Genomic DNA, 18,806 nt, shown 5'->3' with positions numbered 1-18,806 from the left:
CTCCCTGCCCGCCCAGCCGGAACGCGACCTCATGCCAGCAGCTCCGCCACGCCCTGCAGCGCGCGGCCCACGGTCTGCCGCCGCACCGCCTCGCGGTCGCCGTCGAACTGGAACACCGAAGCGCTGGCATAGCCGCCACGCCGCTTCCAGGCGATCCACACCGTGCCGACCGGCTTGTCCTCGCTGCCGCCGCCGGGCCCGGCGATGCCCGTCACCGCCACCGCGATGCTGGCGCCGGAGTGCACCAGGGCGCCGGACACCATCTCGATCGCCGTCTCCCGGCTCACCGCGCCATGCTCTTCCAGGGTCTGCGGACGCACGCCCAGCATGGCCTGCTTGGCCTCGTAGCTGTACACCACCATGCCGCAGTCGAACCAGGCGGAGGAGCCGGCGATGTCGGTCAGGCACTTGGCGATCCAGCCGCCGGTGCAGCTCTCGGCGGTGACCAGGTGCTCGCGTGCCGCGGCGAGGCGCTCGCCCAGGGCCTGGGCCTGGTCGCGCAGCTGTGCATCGGTGGGGGGAAGCATCGGCTTGGTCCGTGGCAGGGAAACGGCCACGTTCTACCGCAGAACCACGCCCGCTGTCGTCCGCCGGACCCATGCGCAGCCCGTGTGGGCCACCCCGGGCCGGGGTTCAGGGATGCCCGCAGCCATGGCAGGGATCGCCGCCCGCGGCCTCCATCTGGAGGGTGACGTGGCTGATGCGGTGGCGCTCGGCGAGCATCGTCGCCAGCGCGCGGCGCAGCACATCCGGCTCCGTCCCCGCGTCCACCACCACGTGCACGCTCAGCGCCGGGGTGCGCGAGGCCAGCGCCCACACATGCAGGTCGTGCACGCCAGCGACGCCGGCGTGGACCTCGAGGTCGCGGCGCAGCGCCTGCAGGTCCACTCCCGCGGGAACCCCCTCCATCAGCACATTGAGCGCCTCGCGCACCAGGATCCAGGTGCGCGGCAGCATCCACAGTCCGATCAGCACCGCCAGGACCGGATCGACCCAGTGCCATCCGGTGAGATAAATGATGCCGGCAGCGAGGATCACCACCAGCGAGCTGAGCATGTCGCTCCACACCTCGAGGTAGGCGCCCTTCATGTTGAGGCTCTGCCCTGCCCCGGCATGCAGCAGCTTCATCGCCAGCAGGTTGCAGGCCAGGCCGATGACGGCCACGCCGAGCATGCCCATGCTGGCCACCGGCAGCGGCGCGAGGAAGCGCTGCCACGCCTCCCAGAGGATGTAGCCGGCCAGCAGGAACAGCAGCGCGCCGTTTGCCAGTGCACCCAGTGCCTCGAAGCGGGCGTAGCCATAGGTGCGGCGTGCATCCGGCGGGCGCCGCGCCAGGCGTACGGCGACCAGGGCAATGGCCAGGGCCAGGGTGTCGGTGGCCATGTGCGCCGCGTCCGACAGCAGCGCCAGGCTGTTGGTCATCCAGGCGCCGACGGCTTCGGCCGCCAGCACCGTGGCGGTCAGGCCCAGCGCCCACCACAGCGGCTTCTCGTGGCGGATCTCGGTGGGGACATGGCTGTGACCACCGGGACCGTGGTGGTGGTGACCGTGGCCATGACCGTGGTCGTGGTCGTGGTCGTGGTCGTGGTCGTGGTCGCGAGGATGTTCGTCGTGCGACCGCCCTGCCCTCTCCTGCCCGGCTCCATCATGGGCGTGCAGGTGGGGATGGCCCTCGGCGTGGCCGTGCTCGCCATGCGTACCGTGCTGCGCGTGGCCTTCGTGCATCGCTCCCTCCCGTGACGGCGGGCCGGGCTGCGCCTGCGGCGGGGTCGACTGTGGATGACGGTGTTCCATGGGCGCGCACTATCGGCAAAGCCGCCGGCGGAGACTATTACAGTCGCCGCGGCGGCCAGTACCCGGCGCCCCGGTGGACCGGGGCGCCGGCGGACCTCAGAACTTCCAGCCCACGCGCGCGTAGTAGAAGCCGCCGTTGAACCCGTACGGCGAATGCACCGGATAGGCCGCGCCGGCCACCGGAGCGCCCCAGGGATTCTTGTCCGGGGTCTCGTCGAACAGGTTCTGCGCGCCGACGTTGACGTACAGGCCCGAATCGAACTCCCAGCCCACCTCGGCATCCACGATGACCTTGCTGCCCTCGTGGATTGGCAGGCCACCGTCCTCGGCCAGGACCACGCCGCTGTCCAGGTGGTCCTCGTACCAGGAGCCGTAGTAGCCCAAGCGCAGGTTGGCGCGGAACACGTCGCGCGCGTGGTTGATGCTGAAATAGCCCTTGGTCTTCGGCAGGGACTCTTCCAGCTTGTATACCCGGGCTTCGTCGATGAAGTCCGGATCCCAGGCGTCGACCTCGGTGCGGTTCCAGTTCACGGCCAGCGAGTACGTGGTCTTGCCGCCGAAGTGCGCGGTGTCGAGGCTGGCCACCAGGTCCACGCCGGTGGTGGTGGTGTCGAAGGCATTGCCGAAGTAGGTCACCGAAGAGATCGACGCCGCCTCCGGATTGCCGCTTGCCACCAGCGCGGCACGTTCGGCGTCGGTGAGGTCGAAGCTGGTGCTGAGGGCGATGCGGTCCTCCAGCTCGATCCGGTAGGCGTCCAGGGTCACCAGCCAGTCGCCGCTGTCCCAGACCAGGCCCAGCGAGAGGTTGCGCGACTCCTCCGGCGTCAGCGGTCGGGCGCCCTTGAGCTCGGCGATCGGGTTGGTCGGCGGCAGCGTGGCGATGTCCTGCAGCGCGGTACCGCCGAACACGGTGCTGATCTGGCTGATGTTGGCCTGGCCAGGTGTGGGCGCGCGGAAGCCGGTGTTCACCGCACCGCGCAGGGCGAAGGTGTCGCTGAAGTCGTAGCGGGCGGTCAGCTTGCCGTTGGTCGTGCCGCCGAAGTCCTCGAAGTCCTCGTGGCGCACCGCAGCCGCCAGCAGGAACTGCTCGGTCAGCTGCGACTCCACGTCCACGTACACCGCCCAGTTGGTGCGGTCGAAGGTGCCGGCGGTGCGCGGGCTGAAGCCGTTGAAACCGTTGGAGCCAAGGGCGAAGCCCTGCTCGGTGAGCGGGCCGATCGCGGTGGAGGGCGCGTCGCCCTCGCTGACCTCGAAGCTCTCCTCGCGCCACTCGGCGCCCAGGGCCAGGCGCAGCGGGCCTTCGCTGAAACCCACCTCGAAGTCGCGGCCGACGTCGACGTTGAAGCCCTTCTCGGTCTGGGTGTTGCCGCCCGGGCGGAAGTACAGGTTGGCGGGCTGGTCCGGGCCGAGCGAGGCGTTGACCGTGTTGTAGATGATGAAATCGATGTCGTTGCGGCCGTAGGTGGCGCTCACGTCCCAGTGCCAGCTGTCGCCCAGCAGGCCCTTGGCCCCGGCGACCACCGAGAAGTCCTCCAGCTGGCCGGCGAAGCGCGGGGTGAAGCCGCCCGGCAGGGTGGACAGGAAGGTGAAGCAGTTCGCCGGCAGCGCCGCCACCTGGCCACTGACCGTGCCGTACGGGACCAGGTTGCCGTCGGCATCGCGCAGGGCGATGGTCGGGCAGCCGCCGGCGCCGGTGAGGTCGCCCACCAGCAGGGTCTGGCCGCCGTCGTTGGTGTACACGCCGGAGCGCCCGGTGGGCTCGCGGTAGTAGAAGCCGCCATCGACGTCGCGCGTGGCGTAGTTGCCGAACAGGTAGAAATCGACCGTGTCGCCGGAGATGCCGAGGTTGGCCACGAACTTGACGTCGTCGTCGACCTTCGGCGAACCCCAGATCTGCGCCGGCGACGGCACGTCCGGGTAACCGGCGGCAATGGCCTCGGCCGCGTCCTCGCGCTGCACGCTGCGCGAGGTGTCGTCGGCCTCGCGCCACTCCACGGTCAGGGTGGCGAAGCCGCGCGAGGTCAGCGGCAGGCCCACCTGCGCCGAGTACTGGGTGGTGAATCCATCGCCCTCGAAGTACTCGCCGGCGAAGGCCTCGAAGGTGCCGCCCTCGTTGCTCTTCTTCAGGCCGAAGTTGATCACGCCGGCGATGGCATCCGAACCGTACTGCGCAGACGCGCCATCGCGCAGCACCTCCACCTGCTCCAGCGCCAGCGAGGGAAACACCGACAGGTCCGGGCCCTGGGCGCCATCGGACAGGCCGTGGCCGAGGAAGGTGATCACCGCCGAGCGGTGGAAGCGCTTGCCGTTGACCAGGACCAGGGTGTTGTCCGGCGGCAGGCCGCGCAGGTTCGCCGGCCGGATCAGGCTGGCGGCGTCGTCGATCGGGATGGTGCTGACGTTGAAGGAAGGCACCAGCACGCGCAGCTGGTCGAGCGCGTCGGTGGAGCCCTGGTTGCGGAACTCTTCGGCGGTGAGGATGTCGATGGGCACCGCCGAGGAGGACACCGAGCGCGGCTGGCTGCGACTGCCCAGGACCGAGACGGTGTCGAGGGTGGTGGCGCCCTCCTGTGCCGCCAGGGCTACGGCCTGGCCTGCATCGGGAACCGGGGGCGGCGCCTCCTGCGCCAGTGCTGCGGGACTGCCTGCCAGGACGGCCATGGCAATGCCAGATCGGACCGCGGTAACCAAGCTCTTGTTCGCAAAATGCACGCGCCTGCTGTGGCGAGGTTTCATGCTGCGCCTCCGGGTTAATGCGTGGATGGTTTTCTGGAGCCCCTTTCCCTCGTTGCACCTGCCTCTTCTGGTGCGCCGCAGCATGACAGCAGGATTTCAATCCGCTGGCAATGGCCGGAAACCGCAAGAACGGCCCGGATAATGCACCGCACCGGGGCAGCCCGTGCACCAAAACACGGCGCCGCCCGGCCGGATCAGGCGTTGTGGCCCGTGTATGCCGCGTGAAACAAGGCTGCGCCCGGAAGCACGGGCTTTATCTGGATGCCCGTGCAAGAGTTATTGGCACCGGATTAGTTCATTACCAATGGGAATCAGGACGCGCATTTTCCCGGGGCGCCCCCGGGAATAAGCGCCCTGCGTATTGAATGCAGCCCTGTCGCCCCGCCCTGGCAACGCCCCGGCGTGGCCAGAGCGCCCGGGACAACCGTTCATCCGCCGCATCCGGACGCGGAGCGATAATTGCGCATCAAAGGCAGTGTCAGCATGGATACCCAAAGGCAGCCCCCCGGGCAGGAACCACCCGATCCGCAACTGGTCCAGGCCTGGAAGCACCGCGTGGCGGCGGCTCCCGGCCCGGCCGTGGCGTTGCTGGGGCAGCTGGCCGATGCGGACGCCGCGGTACTGGCCGACCACTTCTACGGCGTGCTGTTCCAGGACCCGCGCGCGGCGCGCTTCCTGGACCCGACCCAGGTCCAGGGCCGGCTGGTGCTTTCGCTGCAGCGCTGGCTGCGGCAGCTGGCCCATTCCGGACCGGATGACGTGGAAGCCCTGCAACGGCTGCACGAGCACATCGGCCATGTCCACGCCCGCATCGGCATCCCGGCCGACCTGATCGGCCGTGGCGTGCGCGCCATCAAGGAGCGCCTCCATCCAGCCATCCGCGCCCGCGCCGGGCACGACGCGCTCGCACTGGAGACCTGCCTGCACCTGGACGGGTTGCTGGACCTGGCGCTGGAAGCGATGACCCGCGCCTATGCCCGTTCCCGCGAGGCGGCCGGGCAGCTGGATGGATCCTTCCGTCTGTTCTCGCTGATCCAGAACGTGGGCACCGAGCGCGAGCGCCAGCGCGCCCTGCTGCTGGCCTGGGAGAACGCGCTGCTCTACGCGCTCACGTCCGAGCAGCCGGGGCCGCCGGAACCGCTGCTTCTGTCCCGCTCCGACTTCGGCCTGTGGTTCCTGCACAAGGGCCTGGCCAGCTTCGGCGAGACCAGCGAGACCGCCCAGGTCAGCCAACTGTCCGAGCGCATCGACGAGGCACTGCGCGAGGAGCTGCCGGCGACCACCAGCGCAGTCGAACGGCGCGCCCTGCTGGACCGGATCCGCGGCTGGCCCGGCGAGACCCGCACCCTCGTCGGCGGCCTGTTCGAGGGCATCGGCGCCCTGGAGGCGGGCCGCGCCGCCCTGACGCGCCTGCCCAACCGCCGCTTCCTGCCGACCATCCTGCGCCGGGAGATCGCGCTGCACGCAAGCACCGGGCGCCAGTTCGCGGTGCTGATGCTGGACCTGGACCACTTCAAGGCGATCAACGACACCCATGGCCACGATGCCGGCGACCGCGCCCTGCAGCACGTGGCCGCGATCCTGGTCGAGGGCACCCGCGGCAGCGACTCCCTCTCCCGTTACGGCGGCGAGGAGTTCGTGATCGTGCTGGGCTCGGTCGGCCAGACAGAGGCAGTGGCCTCCGCCCATGCCCTGTGCCGCGCGATCGCCGGATCCCCGGTCTCCCTGCCCGGACAGGTCCGCCTGCCGGTGACCGCCAGCATCGGCGTGGCGGTGCAGGACGGCCATCCGGATTACGAGCGCGTGCTGGCGCGCGCCGACGCCGCCATGTACCAGGCCAAGCGCGGCGGCCGCGACCGCGTCGTGGTGGCCGACGACGACCTGCCCCCGCCGCCGGGCCAGCGCGCCTTGCAGGGCTGAAGGGAGCGGCGGCCGTTACAATCGGCGGCCCCGCAATGTCCCCGACCCGATGTCCAAGTCCGCAGGCAAGCCCGCAGCGCCCGAACACACCCCGCTGATGAAGCAGTACTTCGCCGCCAAGGCGGAGTATCCGGACCTGCTGCTGTTCTTCCGGATGGGCGACTTCTACGAGCTGTTCTACGACGACGCCCGCAAGGCGGCGCGGCTGCTCGACATCACCCTGACCCAGCGCGGCAGCTCCGGTGGAGCGCCGATCCCGATGGCCGGCGTGCCGGTGCATGCGTACGAGGGCTACCTGGCGCGGCTGGTCGCGCTGGGCGAGTCGGTGGCCATCTGCGAGCAGATCGGCGACCCGGCCGCGAGCAAGGGCCTGGTCGAGCGCAAGGTGGTGCGCATCGTCACCCCCGGCACGGTGACCGACGAGGCGCTGCTGGACGAGCGCCGCGACACCCTGCTGATGGCGGTGGCGCGCGGCCGCTCCGGCTACGGCCTGGCCTGGGCCGACCTGGCCGCCGGCCGCTTCCTGGTCAGCGAGGTGGAAAACGCCGACCAGCTGGAAGCCGAGCTGGCGCGCCTGGAGCCGGCGGAGCTGCTGGTCCCCGATGAGGAAGGCTGGCCGCGGCTGTCGGCCGGCGCGCTGCGCCGGCGTCCGCCGTGGCTGTTCGATCCGGACAGCGGCCGCCGCCAGCTGCTGCGCTTCTTCGGCCTGCACGACCTCACCGGCTTCGGCATCGACGACCGCCCGCTGGCGATCGCCGCCGCCGGCGCGCTGCTGGGCTACGTCGAGGAGACCCAGAAGCAGCAGCTGCCGCACCTGACCTCGATCGCGCTGGAGGCCTCCGGCGAGGCGATCGCGATGAATGCCGCGACCCGTCGCCACCTGGAGCTGGACACCCGGGTCGACGGCCAGACCCGCCACACCCTGCTGGGCGTGCTCGACTCGACCATCACCCCGATGGGCGGGCGCCTGCTGCGGCGCTGGCTGCACCGGCCGCTGCGCGACCGCGGCGTGCTCGGCGCCCGCCACCACGCGGTGGCGACGCTCATCGAGCAGCGCGCCGATGCCGACCTGCGCGACGCCTTCCGCGGCCTGGGCGACGTCGAACGCATCCTCACCCGCGTCGCCCTGCGCTCGGCGCGGCCGCGCGACCTGTCCACCCTGCGCGATGCGCTGGCGATGCTGCCCGGCATCCGCCAGGCGCTGGCGCCGCTGGATTCGCCGCGCCTACACGCGCTGTCGGCCGAGCTGGGCCAGCACGACGAGATCGCGCCCCTGCTGGCCTCGGCCGTGGCCCCGCAGCCGCCGCTGAAACTGGCCGACGGCGGCGTGATCGCCGAAGGCTACGACGCCGAGCTGGACGAGCTGCGCCGGCTCTCCACCAACGCCGACCAGTTCCTGGTGGACCTGGAGGCGCGCGAGCGCGCCGCCACCGGCATTCCCACCCTCAAGGTCGGCTACAACCGCGTCCACGGCTATTACATCGAGATCAGCAAGGGCCAGTCCGACAAGGCCCCGGTGCACTACACCCGCCGCCAGACCCTGACCGGCGCCGAGCGCTACATCACCGAGGAACTGAAGGCGTTCGAGGACAAGGTGCTGTCGGCGCGCGAGCGCGCCCTGTCCCGCGAGAAGTTCCTGTACGAGGCACTGCTGGACACGCTCAACACCGCGCTGGAGCCGCTCAAGCGCTGCGCCGCCGCGCTCAGCGAGCTGGACGTGCTGGCCGCCTTCGCCGAACGCGCGCAGGCGCTGGACTGGTCGCGCCCGGAGCTGACCGACTCACCCTGCCTGTGCATCGAGCGCGGCCGCCATCCGGTGGTCGAGGCGGTGCGCGAGGAACCGTTCGAGCCCAACGACCTGGAGCTGTACGGCGACCGCGACGGCCAGGCGCGGCGGATGCTGGTGATCACCGGCCCGAACATGGGCGGCAAGAGCACCTACATGCGCCAGAACGCGCTGATCGTGCTGTTGGCGCACATCGGCAGCTTCGTGCCGGCCAGCCGCGCGGTGATCGGCCCGATCGACCGCATCCTCACCCGCATCGGCGCAGGCGACGACCTCGCCCGCGGCCAGTCCACCTTCATGGTGGAGATGGCCGAGACCAGCTACATCCTCCACCACGCCACCGAGCAGTCGCTGGTACTGATGGACGAGATCGGCCGCGGCACCTCGACCTACGACGGCCTGGCCCTGGCCGATGCGGTCGCGCGCCACCTGGCCACGGTCAACCGCTGCTGGACCCTGTTCGCCACCCACTATTTCGAGCTGACCTCGCTGGCCACGCCGGAGAGCGGCATCGCCAACGTGCACCTGGACGCGGTCGAACACGGGGATTCGCTGGTGTTCATGCACGCCGTGCGCGAGGGCGCGGCCGACCGCAGCTTCGGCCTGCAGGTGGCGGCGCTGGCAGGCCTGCCCAAGGCGACCTTGGCGCAGGCGCGCAGGCGCCTGGCCGAGCTCGAACAGCGCGGCCGCGAAAGCCACGCCGCCGAGGTCGCGCCGCAGGCGCTCGATGCCCCGCAGCAGATCGGCCTGTTCGCCGCCGCCCCATCGGCCGCGCAGGAAGCCCTGGCGGCCCTGGACCCGGACGAGCTCACCCCGAAGCAGGCGCTGGAAGCGCTGTACCGGCTCAAGTCGCTGCTGTAAGGCGGGCGCCGCTTCGCACCTGCCGCCCCAGGCACCGGGTGCGCCTCGCTGCCGGGCTACATCGCGCGGATGTCCGCCGGCGGGTTCAACCAGTCGTCGTGGAGTCCGTTGGCGTAGCGCAGCGGGCCGGAGAGGAGCTCGTCTATGCTGGCGTCGTCCAGGGTGTTGACCTGCACCGACACGAACGCACCACCTGCCTCGGCGATGTAGCCGTGCCCGTACACGGTGACGCCGCAGCGGTTGCAGAAGCGGTGGTGGATGTTGCCCTCGCCCCAGTCCTTGGCGTAGTCGCCCAGCGCGGCCTCGCCCTGCAGCAGCTCGAAATCCTTCGCCGACGCGCTCCAGTTGCGGATCTTGCTGCAGTAGGTGCAGTTGCACCTGCCCGTGCCCTCGGCCAGGTCCAGCCTGGCCTGGTAGCGCACCGCGCCGCAGTGGCAGCTGCCGTGGTAGGTCTTTTCCATGGCTCAGCCCTCCTGTGTGCCGGACCGGAATGGATGCGCGGCGGCCAGCTCGTTGTCGCGCGCGTTGGCGGCCAGCGCGGCCGGGCGCGCGGCGTGCAGCTGGGCGAAGGCGGTGAACGCAGGCTTCTTCTCCAGCGCGCCGATCATCATGTAGTAGCCAAGGAACGCCGCCATCAGAAGGTCGGCGGTGGTGAAGTGGTCTCCGACCAGGTGCTCGCGTCCGGCCACGGCCTGTTCGAGGGTGCGCAGCACGTCGGCCTCGGTGCCGTAGCCGGCCGACAGCGGGCTGGCCAGCGCGCCGGCGTCCCTGGCGGTCAGCAGCGACTCGACCGGACCGGCCAGGAAGAACAGCCAGCGGTAGTAGGTACCGCGCTCGGGCGAACCGGGCGGCGGTGCCAGTCCCTTCTCCGGCACCAGGTCGGCCAGGTAGGCGCAGATGGCGGCGTTCTCCGTCACCACCAGGTCACCATGCCGGATCGCCGGCACCTTGCCCATCGGGTTGATCGCCAGGTACCCGGGCGACTTCATCGTGGTGCCGAACTCGAGCACGACCTCCTCGTACGGCAGGCCGGTCTCCTCCAGCATCCAGCGGGTGATGCGCGCCCGGGACTGGGGGTTGGTGTAGAAGGTCAGCGTCTTGCCCATCGGTCGTCTCCGTCACTGGAAGGAACCGGCAGTCTGCGGCGGGGCTGCTGACAGCCGCTGTCAGCAGCGTGGAGGATGCGCCCATTCCGGCGCCCTGGCATGGCCCGGTGCAGCATGCCGGAACTGCCCGCCCTTGCCTTTGGACGCCGTGCCGCGATGCCGCCACGGCTGCGTCGCTGCGTGGCACGCCGGCGTGCCGCCGTCTGGTCGTGATGCGGGGGAGAAACGACATCTGGGCAACGCATGCATGCGGGCATGGCACGTCGATGCACGGCAGCCGGTGGCCCCGGGTGCGCTTCGCTTGCCCGGGCTACGTGGCCGAAGCCTCGCGCTGTCGCAGCCGCTGCCGCTCCCAGCGGCGCAGCAGCTGGTGGCGGGTCTCCGGATAGCGGCGCCCGGTGCTTTCCAGCGCCAGCACGCGGTCGGCGCGGAAATGGCGGAAGTCGTTGCGGCTCTCGCACCAGGCGGCGATCAGGCGCATGTCGTCGAGGAAGGCCATCGCGAAGGGCCACACCACGCGCTCGCTCTCGCGGCCTTCGGCATCGCGGTACCGCATGCGCACCGCCTGGCCTTCGCGGATGGCCAGGCGCAGCGCCGGCACCCAGGGCTCAGGCTCGCGCGGCGGCCAGTGCGGGGCGAACAGGCCACTGGTCTCGACCTCCAGGCGCAGGCGCGCAGGCAACACGCCCGTGATCCGGTCCAGCGCACGGTTGGCGGCGGCGGCCAGTTCCGGGTCGGCGTGCGAGGCCACCCAGCGCGCGCCCAGCACCAGCGCTTCCAGCTCCTCGGCCGGGAACATCATCGGCGGCATAACGAAGCCCGGGCGCAGGCGGTAGCCCACGCCGGCATCGCCGTCGATTTCCGCGCCCTGCGATCGCAGGGCCTCGATGTCGCGGTACACCGTGCGCAGGCTCACGCCCAGGCGTGCGGCCAGCTGTGCGCCGCGTACCGCGCCGCGGCGCTGGCGCAGTTCGTCCAGCAGGCGCAGCAGGCGCGTGGCGCGTTGGGTCATCCTGGCGGCTTGGCCTTGGCGACGGGACGCCAAGCATAGCCGCGCGGGCCCGGTTGATCGCAGTCAATGCCGCGCATGCGCCGGCAATGGATAACTCCGGCACAGTCCCACCGGAGAACCTCCATGCGCCTTCGCAGCACCACCCTCGCCGCCGCCCTCGCCCTCGCCTGCACCGGGCTGGACGCCATGCCGGCCCAGGCCGCCGACAAGCCGGACGCGGCGGCGCTGCGCGAGACCGCCAACGCCCTGTTCGCCCCCGTGCCGCAGAAGATCGACCAGGTGCGCGGGCAGGCGATCACCGCCGCCCAGGTCGAGCTGGGCAAGTCGCTGTGGTTCGAGCCGCGCCTGTCGCGCAGCCACGTGCTCAGCTGCAACACCTGCCACAACATCGCCACCGGCGGTGCCGACAACGTGCCCACCTCCATCGGCCATGGCTGGCAGAAGGGACCGCGCAACTCGCCCACCGTGCTCAACGCGGTGCTGAACGTCGCCCAGTTCTGGGACGGGCGCGCCGAGGACCTGAAGGAACAGGCCAAGGGCCCGGTGCAGGCCAGCGTGGAGATGAACAACACGCCCGAACGCGTGGAAGCCACCCTGCGCAGCATCCCGGCCTACGTGGAAGCGTTCCGCAAGGCCTTCCCGGGCGAGCGCGAGCCGGTGAACTTCGAGAACATGGCGCGCGCGCTGGAGGCCTTCGAGACCACCCTGGTGACGCCGGACTCGCGCTTCGACCAGTTCCTCGCCGGCAAGGACAGCCTCGATGCCAGCGAGCTGCGGGGCCTGTCGCTGTTCATCGACAAGGGCTGCGCGTCCTGCCACTTCGGCCCGAACGTGGGCGGCCAGGCCTACTACCCGTTCGGCGTGGTCGCCCGGCCGGGCGCCGGGGTGCTGCCGGCCAGCGACAAGGGTCGCTTCGCGGTGACCCAGACCGCCAGCGATGAATACGTGTTCCGTGCCGCGCCGCTGCGCAACGTCGAGCTGACCGCGCCCTACTTCCACAGCGGCCAGGTCTGGGAACTGGGCCAGGCGGTGGCGATCATGGGCAGCAGCCAGCTGGGCCACGAGCTGGACGCCTCCGAGGTCGAGGCCATCACCCGCTTCCTGAAGACGCTCACCGGGCGCCAGCCGCAGGTGGCCAACCCGGTCCTGCCGCCCAGCACTTCCACCACGCCGCGGCCGGAGTAATCTCCGCCTTCCCGGCACGGGGCGCCCCGTGCCCGCACCGGTCCGGCGCTGCTGCGCGCCGGCCCGGCTGCCCCGCAAGCCATAGACGGTCGCTATCAGGGACTTCGCAACTAACGATTTCTCTTGATAGCCAGTGCCACCTAGTCTGTTGCCGTTCGATTCACCACGACTAAGGGAAACGGGAGCTGCATCACCTTTCCCCCGTGCGCGGCCTGCGACAGCGATGCATGCCGCACCGGACACGCCGCATCCATCGCCCGCCCCCCGCGGGCACAAAGCAGAGGGGCAGTCCATGACGACCGAGAAGAAGTGTCCATTCCACGCCGGCGTCGCCGGCACCGGTACCACCAACCGCGACTGGTGGCCGAACCAGTTGCGCCTGGACCTGCTGAGCCAGCATTCGGAGAAGACCAATCCGCTGGGCAAGGACTTCAACTACCGCGAGGAGTTCAGGAAGCTCGACTACGCGGCACTGAAGAAGGACCTGCTGGACCTGATGACCGATTCGCAGGACTGGTGGCCGGCCGACTTTGGCAGCTACGTGGGCCTGATGATCCGCATGGCCTGGCACAGCGCAGGCACCTACCGCGTCGGTGACGGCCGCGGCGCCGGTGGCCGTGGCCAGCAGCGCTTCGCGCCGCTCAACTCCTGGCCGGACAACGTCAGCCTCGACAAGGCCCGCCGCCTGCTGTGGCCGGTCAAGAAGAAGTACGGGCAGAAGATCTCCTGGGCCGACCTGATGATCCTGGCCGGCAACGTCGCCCTCGAGCATGCCGGATTCCGCACCTTCGGCTTCGGTGCCGGCCGCGAGGACACCTGGGAACCGGACCTGGACGTGTACTGGGGCCGCGAGAAGACCTGGCTGGGCGGCGACGAACGCTACGCGCGCGGCTCGGAGGGCGTGCCCAAGCCCGAGGGCGACAGCGTGCTGGTGTCCGAGGACGACGCAGACGGCAAGGTCCACAGCCGCAACCTCGAGAACCCGCTGGCCGCGGTGCAGATGGGCCTGATCTACGTGAACCCGGAAGGCCCGGACGGCAATCCCGATCCGCTGCTGGCCGCGCACGACATCCGGGTCACCTTCGGCCGCATGGGCATGGACGACGAGGAGACCGTGGCCCTGATCGCCGGCGGCCACACCCTCGGCAAGACCCACGGCGCCGGCCCGGCCGACCACGTCGGCCCGGATCCGGAAGCGGCCGACCTGGAGATGCAGGGCCTGGGCTGGGCCAACAGCTTCGGCACCGGCAAGGGCGCCGACACCATCACCTCCGGCCTGGAAGTGACCTGGACCAGCACGCCGGTGCAGTGGAGCAACGACTTCTTCAAGTTCCTGTTCGACTTCGAGTGGGAACTGACGAAGTCGCCGGCCGGCGCGCACCAGTGGGTGGCCAAGGACGTCGAGCCCTTCATCCCGGGTCCGACCCCGGATTCGCCCAAGCGCAAGCCGACCATGCTGACCACCGACCTGGCGCTGCGCTTCGACCCGGTCTACGGCCCGATCTCCCGCCGTTTCCGCGACGACCCGCAGGCCTTCGCCAACGCCTTCGCCCGCGCCTGGTTCAAGCTGGTCCACCGCGACATGGGCCCGAAGGCGCGCTACCTGGGCCCGGAAGTCCCGGCCGAGGACCTGATCTGGCAGGACCCGCTACCCAGGCCCCAGCACAACCCCGGCGCCTCCGACATCGCCGACGCCAAGGCGAAGATCGAGGCGCTGGGCCTGCCGGCCGGCGACCTGGTCACCCTGGCCTGGGCTTCGGCCTCGACCTTCCGCGGCGGCGACAAGCGTGGCGGCGCCAATGGCGCGCGCATCCGCCTGGAGCCGCAGCGCGGCTGGGAGGTCAACCAGCGCGCGATCAAGGCGCTGGAGAAGCTCGAGGCGCTGCAACCGGAGACCAAACTGTCGCTGGCCGACCTGGTCGTGCTGGCCGGCGGCGTGGCCATCGAACAGGCCGCCAAGGCCGCCGGCGTCTACGCCGAGGTGCCGTTCACCCCGGGCCGCGTCGATGCGTCGCAGGAGCAGACCGACGTCGACTCCTTCCGCCACATGGAGCCGTTCGCCGATGGCTTCCGCAACTACCTCAAGGCCCCGTCCGAAGTGCCGGCCGAGCACCTGCTGGTGGACAAGGCCCAGCTGCTGACCCTGACCGCGCCGGAGATGACCGCCCTGGTCGGTGGCCTGCGTGTCCTGGATGCCAGCTGGGACGGCAGCCGCCACGGCGTGCTGACCGACCGCCCGGGCGTGCTCAGCACGGACTTCTACGTGAACCTGCTGGACATGGCCTACGAGTGGAAGCCCACCGGCGAGGACCGCCAGCTGTACGAAGTGCGCGAGCGCAAGGGCGGCGCGGTGAAGTGGACCGCCACCCGCGTGGACCTGGTGTTTGGCGCCAACTCGGTGCTGCGCGCCCTGTCCGAGGTCTATGCCTCGTCCGACGGCCAGGAGAGGTTCGTCAGGGACTTCATCGCCGCCTGGACCAAGGTGATGGAACTGGACCGCTTCGACCTGCGCGCCTGATTGCGGCCTGGTGCGGAAACACGACGGCCCGGCGTTCTGCGCCGGGCCGTCGCTTTGACGGGCCTTATTCGCCGCGCCCGCGAACGTCGAGCTTGATCCGGCTGTCGCGCTCGCTGGACCAGATTACCGCTTCGTCCCCGGGATTGCAGCGGCGGTCGCGGCCGCTGGTCGGCTGGCCCGGGACCGGCGCACCCTTCTCGCCACCCACCAGGCAGTCGGCCGCGCGCGGAGCAAGCGGGTCGTCCTGGACGCTGGCACACGCGGCCAGGCCCAGCGAAAGCACGGCGAGGAAAAGCGTCTTGCGATGGGGCATGGTGCGGATCCGGTCGTGGAGACGCACCTTTGTACACGGCGCCGGCCACGTACGCGACCGGCCGGAAGTCAGGGTGCCTCAGGACGCGTCGATGTCGCCAAGGGCCTGGATCAGGCGCCGGGCCCGCTTGTCGGGCTTGTGCTCCGGCGGCCGGTAGCCGTCGCGCATCGCGGCGCGCTGCAGGCGCTGCTGCTCGCGGCGCTGGATCGAGGCCTCGCTTTCGGCGTACAGCGCCTGCGCCACGGGCGCCGGACCACGGGTGTCGCTGAGCCCGCGCACCTCGATCTCGAAGGTTTCCTCGCCACGGGTCACGCGCAATGCTTCGCCCACCCGCACGGAGCGCGAGGGCTTGGCGCGCTGGCCGCCCACTTCCACCTTGCCGGTATCCACGGCCTGCCTGGCCAGGCTGCGGGTCTTGAAGAACCTCGCCGCCCACAGCCACACGTCCAGGCGCACATGCTCCACTGGTGGCGACTCAATCATGGCGCGCCCTGGCAGGTGCGCGGCGGGCCGGCCACGGGGAAACCTGGCGGTGCAATGCGTTGCACGGACAGGGACAGAATGGAGTGGTGGTCACGGATCTGGTCAGTTACGCGTGGGGTTCGGAGTGATCGGGACGGTGACTTCGGCCTTGGCCTGGCAGCTGCGGGACACGTGATAGTCGCGCGTGCGCTCCTCGTAGCGCTCCCGCTCTGCACGCGACAGCCCGGACGGCGTCGGCGGAAGTTCCCGCAGCTCGCGGTACTGCGCATCGCAATGCCCGGCGCCCGAATCCAGCGCCGAGAAGACACCACCGCCGCTGGCGCATCCGGCGAACGCCAGGGCCGCTACCAGCGCCACGACAGGCGACGCCGGCCTCCGCGCAAGTCGATCGACCGGTCCGTGCACTGCCATCGCTGCCCTCCCGGGTCAGGCCATGGACCGGAGTTTGCTCCGGTGCAGGCACGGACACCAGCCGGCGCGCCTGCGCCCAAACGCAAACGGCCGCCCGAGGGCGGCCGTCGCGGACAGCGAAGAAGCGGCTGGATCAGCCGGCGTTCTTCTCGGCCTTGGCCTTGGCCACGGCAGCCAGGTCTTCCTTGATGCGGGCCGCCTTGCCTTCCAGACCACGCAGGTAGTACAGCTTGCCGGCGCGGACCTTGCCGCGGCGCTTGACCTCGACCGAGTCGATGATCGGGCTGAAGGTCTGGAACACGCGCTCGACCCCGTAGCCGTGCGAGATCTTGCGGACGGTGAAGGACGAGTTCAGGCCGGCGTTCTTGGTGGCGATGACCACGCCTTCGTAGGCCTGCACGCGCTCGCGGTTGCCTTCCTTCACCTTGACGTTCACCACGACGGTGTCGCCCTGGCTGAACTTCGGCAGTTCGCGGGTGATCTGGGCGGACTCGAACTCCGCGATGATGGACTTGTTCAGCTTGCTCATGGTGACCGACTCTTCTGTTCGGGTGGGCGTGTCTGGATGACAGCTTGGGCTGACGCAGTCGCCGGATTGCGCTGCGCGTTTGTTGTTGTGGATGCCTGCTCCGGCGCCCCTCGAGGGGCCTGCCGCCCGCAGGAATCCGGCATTGTAGCCGTTCCGGATGGCCCGTGGCTAGTCGCCCGTCCGCCGGACATGGGGCTCAACCGGCCGGCGGCTCCTGGCCCGGATCCTGCGCCTGCTCGTGGGCGGCCAGCCCCTCCTCCAGCAGCTTGCGGTCGGCCCGGGACAGCTCGCGACCTTCCAGCAGGTCCGGGCGCCGCTGCCAGGTGCGCACCAGGGCCTGCTGCCGGCGCCAGCGCGCGATCGCGGCATGGTTGCCCGAGCGCAGCACGGCCGGGACGGTCCCGTAGGGGTGCTCGACCGGATGGCTGTAGTGCGGGCAGTCCAGCAGGCCGTCCTCGAAGCTGTCCTGCTCGGCCGAGCCGGCGTCGTTGAGCGCGCCGTCCTGCAGCCGGGCCACGGTGTCGACCACGATCGCCGCGGCCAGCTCGCCACCGGACAGCACGTAGTCGCCGATCGAAAGCTCCTCGTCGACCTCGGCCTGGACCAGGCGCTCGTCGATGCCCTCGTAGCGGCCGCACAGCAGGACCAGCCGGGGCATGGCCGCCAGTTCGCGCACCCGCTTCTGGTCCAGGCGGCGGCCCTGCGGGCTCAGGTAGCCCACGTGCACCGGGGTCGGGTCGGCCTGCCGCACCGCCGCCAGGCAGCGCCGCAGCGGTTCCACCAGCATGACCATGCCAGGGCCGCCACCGAAGGTGCGATCGTCGGTCTTGCGGTAGTTGCCGTCGGCGTAGTCGCGCGGATTCCAGCCGTGCAGCTGCAGCAGCCCGCGCTCGCGCGCACGCCCGGTCACGCCGAACGCCGTGCAGCGGTCGACCTCTTCGGGGAACAGGCTGACGACATCGAGGCGCATAAAGCCGTGATTGGTGATTCGGGATTCGTGATTCGTGATTCGTGATTCGTAAAAGCGGGAGGCGCTGGCAACCCAGTTCGGCTGGCAATCCGAGCTTATCGCTCTTTCAAAAGACCGGGATTCGTGATTGGGGATTCGTGATTCGCCGAAGCGGTGGTGCCGCGACCGTCATGGTTGGCGGAGCGAGCGTGCCGCTCTTGCCAATCCCGAATCCCGAATCTCAGAAATCGGGATCCCAGTCGACGGTGACGGTGCCGGCTTCGAAGTCGACTCCGGTGACGTAGTCCGGCTGGACGAAGGGGATCATGCGCTCGCGTTCACCGCGCACCACCAGCACGTCGTTTGCGCCGGTCGACAGCAGGTGCGAGACCTCGCCCAGGGCCACGCCCTCGACGGTCACCACCTTCAGGCCTTCCAGGTCGACCCAGTAGTACTCGCCCGGGGCCGGCGGCGGCAGCGTCTCGCGCGGGACCAGGATCTCGGTGCCACGCAGGGCCTCGGCCGCGTCGCGGTCGTCGCAGTCCGGCAGGGTCGCCACCACGTGCTTGCCGGTGTCGCGGCCCCTGGCCCCGCGCAGCTCGCGCTCGGCGCCGTTGGGCGCACGCAGGATCCAGGGCTGGTAGCGGAAGATCTGGGCGCGCGGCTCGGTCCAGGATTCGACCTTCACATCGCCGCGCACGCCGAAGGCGCCCGTCACCCGGCCCAGCAGGATCAGCTTCTGCGGAGCCGGAGTGGGACGCCGTGCGTCGTTCATGTCGGAAGCCGGCCGCCGCTGGGCGGCGGCCGTCACCATCAGGCCGCCTGGGCCTGGGCCTTGACCGCTTCCTTGTACAGGCTGCGGACCTTGTCGGTCAGCTGGGCGCCATTGCCGACCCAGTGGTCGACGCGCGCGATGTCCAGCACGACGCGCTGCTCGTTGCCGGCGGCAACCGGGTTGTAGTAACCGACGCGCTCGATGTTGCGGCCGTCGCGGGCGCTGCGCGAGTCGGTGACGACGATGTGGTAGAACGGGCGCTTCTTGGCGCCGCCGCGGGTGAGACGGATCTTGACCATGGTGTCTTCGTGTTGCCCAGTCGCCAGGATGGCGAGGTAAGCCGCCAATTCTAGCGGATCGGCCCGGCGAGGAAAACCTCCCCCCTCCGCCCCGCCCCGGGACCGTCCTGCCGGGCCGATCCGCTAGAA

The 18,806-nt window shown here is 70.4% G+C and carries 18 protein-coding genes; 5 read left to right on the top strand and 13 right to left on the bottom strand.

Translation table 11 applies throughout. The features are described from left to right. Positions 1-29: 29 nt before the first annotated feature. Both CSC68_RS14965 and CSC68_RS14960 read right to left on the bottom strand, forming a co-directional pair. Positions 30-527: a CinA family protein gene (locus CSC68_RS14965; RefSeq protein WP_162204401.1), complete on the bottom strand. Its 498-nt coding sequence runs from the start codon at positions 525-527 to the stop codon at positions 30-32. A 106-nt stretch (positions 528-633) separates the two neighbouring features. After that, a complete protein-coding gene (locus CSC68_RS14960) occupies positions 634-1,500 on the bottom strand; it encodes a cation diffusion facilitator family transporter (protein WP_162204403.1) in 867 nt (288 codons plus the stop codon). Between the two features lie 12 nt (positions 1,501-1,512). Here CSC68_RS14960 and CSC68_RS14955 point away from each other — a divergent pair, with 12 nt between their 5' ends. After that, positions 1,513-1,740, top strand: coding sequence for a hypothetical protein (locus CSC68_RS14955; RefSeq protein ID WP_162204386.1), 228 nt, complete (start codon positions 1,513-1,515; stop codon positions 1,738-1,740). Between the two features lie 150 nt (positions 1,741-1,890). On the opposite strand, the gene CSC68_RS14950 is transcribed toward CSC68_RS14955, so the two are convergent. Further along, positions 1,891-4,455 (bottom strand): TonB-dependent receptor plug domain-containing protein, encoded by a 2,565-nt coding sequence (locus CSC68_RS14950; protein ID WP_246193618.1) that lies wholly within the window; start codon positions 4,453-4,455, stop codon positions 1,891-1,893. Between the two features lie 558 nt (positions 4,456-5,013). Between CSC68_RS14950 and CSC68_RS14945 the strand changes: the two genes are divergently transcribed. Further along, the gene (locus tag CSC68_RS14945; protein WP_162204399.1) at positions 5,014-6,450 is read left to right on the top strand and encodes a GGDEF domain-containing protein; all 1,437 of its coding nucleotides are present in this window, start codon (positions 5,014-5,016) and stop codon (positions 6,448-6,450) included. Between the two features lie 49 nt (positions 6,451-6,499). Further along, on the top strand, positions 6,500-9,097 hold the full coding sequence (mutS, locus tag CSC68_RS14940) for a DNA mismatch repair protein MutS (RefSeq protein WP_162204398.1): 2,598 nt from the start codon (positions 6,500-6,502) through the stop codon (positions 9,095-9,097). A gap of 56 nt (positions 9,098-9,153) precedes the next feature. Here mutS and CSC68_RS14935 read toward each other — a convergent pair whose 3' ends face one another. From CSC68_RS14935 to CSC68_RS14925, 3 genes are all read right to left on the bottom strand, one after another. Then, a complete protein-coding gene (locus CSC68_RS14935) occupies positions 9,154-9,558 on the bottom strand; it encodes a GFA family protein (protein ID WP_162204397.1) in 405 nt (134 codons plus the stop codon). 3 nt (positions 9,559-9,561) lie between these two features. Then, entirely contained in the window at positions 9,562-10,203 is a 642-nt protein-coding gene (locus CSC68_RS14930) for a glutathione S-transferase family protein (RefSeq protein ID WP_162204396.1), read from the bottom strand. A 310-nt stretch (positions 10,204-10,513) separates the two neighbouring features. Continuing rightward, positions 10,514-11,215 (bottom strand): helix-turn-helix transcriptional regulator, encoded by a 702-nt coding sequence (locus tag CSC68_RS14925; protein WP_162204395.1) that lies wholly within the window; start codon positions 11,213-11,215, stop codon positions 10,514-10,516. A 123-nt stretch (positions 11,216-11,338) separates the two neighbouring features. On the opposite strand from CSC68_RS14925, the gene CSC68_RS14920 reads away from it, so the two are divergent. Next, positions 11,339-12,400: a cytochrome-c peroxidase gene (locus CSC68_RS14920; protein WP_211365773.1), complete on the top strand. Its 1,062-nt coding sequence runs from the start codon at positions 11,339-11,341 to the stop codon at positions 12,398-12,400. Between the two features lie 292 nt (positions 12,401-12,692). Beyond that, positions 12,693-14,918: a catalase/peroxidase HPI gene (gene katG / locus CSC68_RS14915; RefSeq protein WP_162204394.1), complete on the top strand. Its 2,226-nt coding sequence runs from the start codon at positions 12,693-12,695 to the stop codon at positions 14,916-14,918. 64 nt (positions 14,919-14,982) lie between these two features. Here katG and CSC68_RS14910 read toward each other — a convergent pair whose 3' ends face one another. From CSC68_RS14910 to rpsP, 7 genes are all read right to left on the bottom strand, one after another. Continuing rightward, positions 14,983-15,231: a hypothetical protein gene (locus CSC68_RS14910; RefSeq protein WP_162204393.1), complete on the bottom strand. Its 249-nt coding sequence runs from the start codon at positions 15,229-15,231 to the stop codon at positions 14,983-14,985. 78 nt (positions 15,232-15,309) lie between these two features. Then, on the bottom strand, positions 15,310-15,714 hold the full coding sequence (locus tag CSC68_RS14905) for an RNA-binding S4 domain-containing protein (RefSeq protein ID WP_162204392.1): 405 nt from the start codon (positions 15,712-15,714) through the stop codon (positions 15,310-15,312). A 102-nt stretch (positions 15,715-15,816) separates the two neighbouring features. Next, positions 15,817-16,125: a hypothetical protein gene (locus tag CSC68_RS14900; RefSeq protein WP_162204391.1), complete on the bottom strand. Its 309-nt coding sequence runs from the start codon at positions 16,123-16,125 to the stop codon at positions 15,817-15,819. 133 nt (positions 16,126-16,258) lie between these two features. Continuing rightward, positions 16,259-16,654 (bottom strand): 50S ribosomal protein L19, encoded by a 396-nt coding sequence (gene rplS / locus CSC68_RS14895; protein WP_162204390.1) that lies wholly within the window; start codon positions 16,652-16,654, stop codon positions 16,259-16,261. Between the two features lie 196 nt (positions 16,655-16,850). Continuing rightward, on the bottom strand, positions 16,851-17,624 hold the full coding sequence (trmD, locus tag CSC68_RS14890; RefSeq protein ID WP_162204389.1) for a tRNA (guanosine(37)-N1)-methyltransferase TrmD: 774 nt from the start codon (positions 17,622-17,624) through the stop codon (positions 16,851-16,853). A gap of 220 nt (positions 17,625-17,844) precedes the next feature. Then, positions 17,845-18,378 (bottom strand): ribosome maturation factor RimM, encoded by a 534-nt coding sequence (gene rimM, locus CSC68_RS14885; RefSeq protein ID WP_162204388.1) that lies wholly within the window; start codon positions 18,376-18,378, stop codon positions 17,845-17,847. A 38-nt stretch (positions 18,379-18,416) separates the two neighbouring features. Next, positions 18,417-18,677, bottom strand: coding sequence for a 30S ribosomal protein S16 (gene rpsP / locus CSC68_RS14880; protein ID WP_162204387.1), 261 nt, complete (start codon positions 18,675-18,677; stop codon positions 18,417-18,419). Positions 18,678-18,806 lie beyond the last annotated feature (129 nt).

This window comes from Pseudoxanthomonas suwonensis (assembly GCF_010093235.1).
GTDB classification, from domain to species: Bacteria; Pseudomonadota; Gammaproteobacteria; order Xanthomonadales; family Xanthomonadaceae; genus Pseudoxanthomonas; species Pseudoxanthomonas suwonensis.
This window is presented reverse-complemented; position numbering and strand designations above follow the sequence as displayed.

Bases quoted from the DNA above. Each gene is read 5' to 3' on its own strand.
- katG (WP_162204394.1), top strand. From the start codon at position 12,693: ATGACGACCGAGAAGAAGTGTCCATTCCACGCCGGCGTCGCCGGCACC.
- CSC68_RS14925 (WP_162204395.1), bottom strand. From the start codon at position 11,215: ATGACCCAACGCGCCACGCGCCTGCTGCGCCTGCTGGACGAACTGCGC.
- rpsP (WP_162204387.1), bottom strand. From the start codon at position 18,677: ATGGTCAAGATCCGTCTCACCCGCGGCGGCGCCAAGAAGCGCCCGTTC.
- CSC68_RS14950 (WP_246193618.1), bottom strand. From the start codon at position 4,455: ATGGCCGTCCTGGCAGGCAGTCCCGCAGCACTGGCGCAGGAGGCGCCG.
- CSC68_RS14945 (WP_162204399.1), top strand. From the start codon at position 5,014: ATGGATACCCAAAGGCAGCCCCCCGGGCAGGAACCACCCGATCCGCAA.
- CSC68_RS14955 (WP_162204386.1), top strand. From the start codon at position 1,513: ATGGCTGTGACCACCGGGACCGTGGTGGTGGTGACCGTGGCCATGACC.
- CSC68_RS14905 (WP_162204392.1), bottom strand. From the start codon at position 15,714: ATGATTGAGTCGCCACCAGTGGAGCATGTGCGCCTGGACGTGTGGCTG.
- mutS (WP_162204398.1), top strand. From the start codon at position 6,500: ATGTCCAAGTCCGCAGGCAAGCCCGCAGCGCCCGAACACACCCCGCTG.
- rimM (WP_162204388.1), bottom strand. From the start codon at position 18,378: ATGAACGACGCACGGCGTCCCACTCCGGCTCCGCAGAAGCTGATCCTG.
- rplS (WP_162204390.1), bottom strand. From the start codon at position 16,654: ATGAGCAAGCTGAACAAGTCCATCATCGCGGAGTTCGAGTCCGCCCAG.
- trmD (WP_162204389.1), bottom strand. From the start codon at position 17,624: ATGCGCCTCGATGTCGTCAGCCTGTTCCCCGAAGAGGTCGACCGCTGC.
- CSC68_RS14965 (WP_162204401.1), bottom strand. From the start codon at position 527: ATGCTTCCCCCCACCGATGCACAGCTGCGCGACCAGGCCCAGGCCCTG.
- CSC68_RS14930 (WP_162204396.1), bottom strand. From the start codon at position 10,203: ATGGGCAAGACGCTGACCTTCTACACCAACCCCCAGTCCCGGGCGCGC.
- CSC68_RS14900 (WP_162204391.1), bottom strand. From the start codon at position 16,125: ATGGCAGTGCACGGACCGGTCGATCGACTTGCGCGGAGGCCGGCGTCG.
- CSC68_RS14935 (WP_162204397.1), bottom strand. From the start codon at position 9,558: ATGGAAAAGACCTACCACGGCAGCTGCCACTGCGGCGCGGTGCGCTAC.
- CSC68_RS14920 (WP_211365773.1), top strand. From the start codon at position 11,339: ATGCGCCTTCGCAGCACCACCCTCGCCGCCGCCCTCGCCCTCGCCTGC.
- CSC68_RS14910 (WP_162204393.1), bottom strand. From the start codon at position 15,231: ATGCCCCATCGCAAGACGCTTTTCCTCGCCGTGCTTTCGCTGGGCCTG.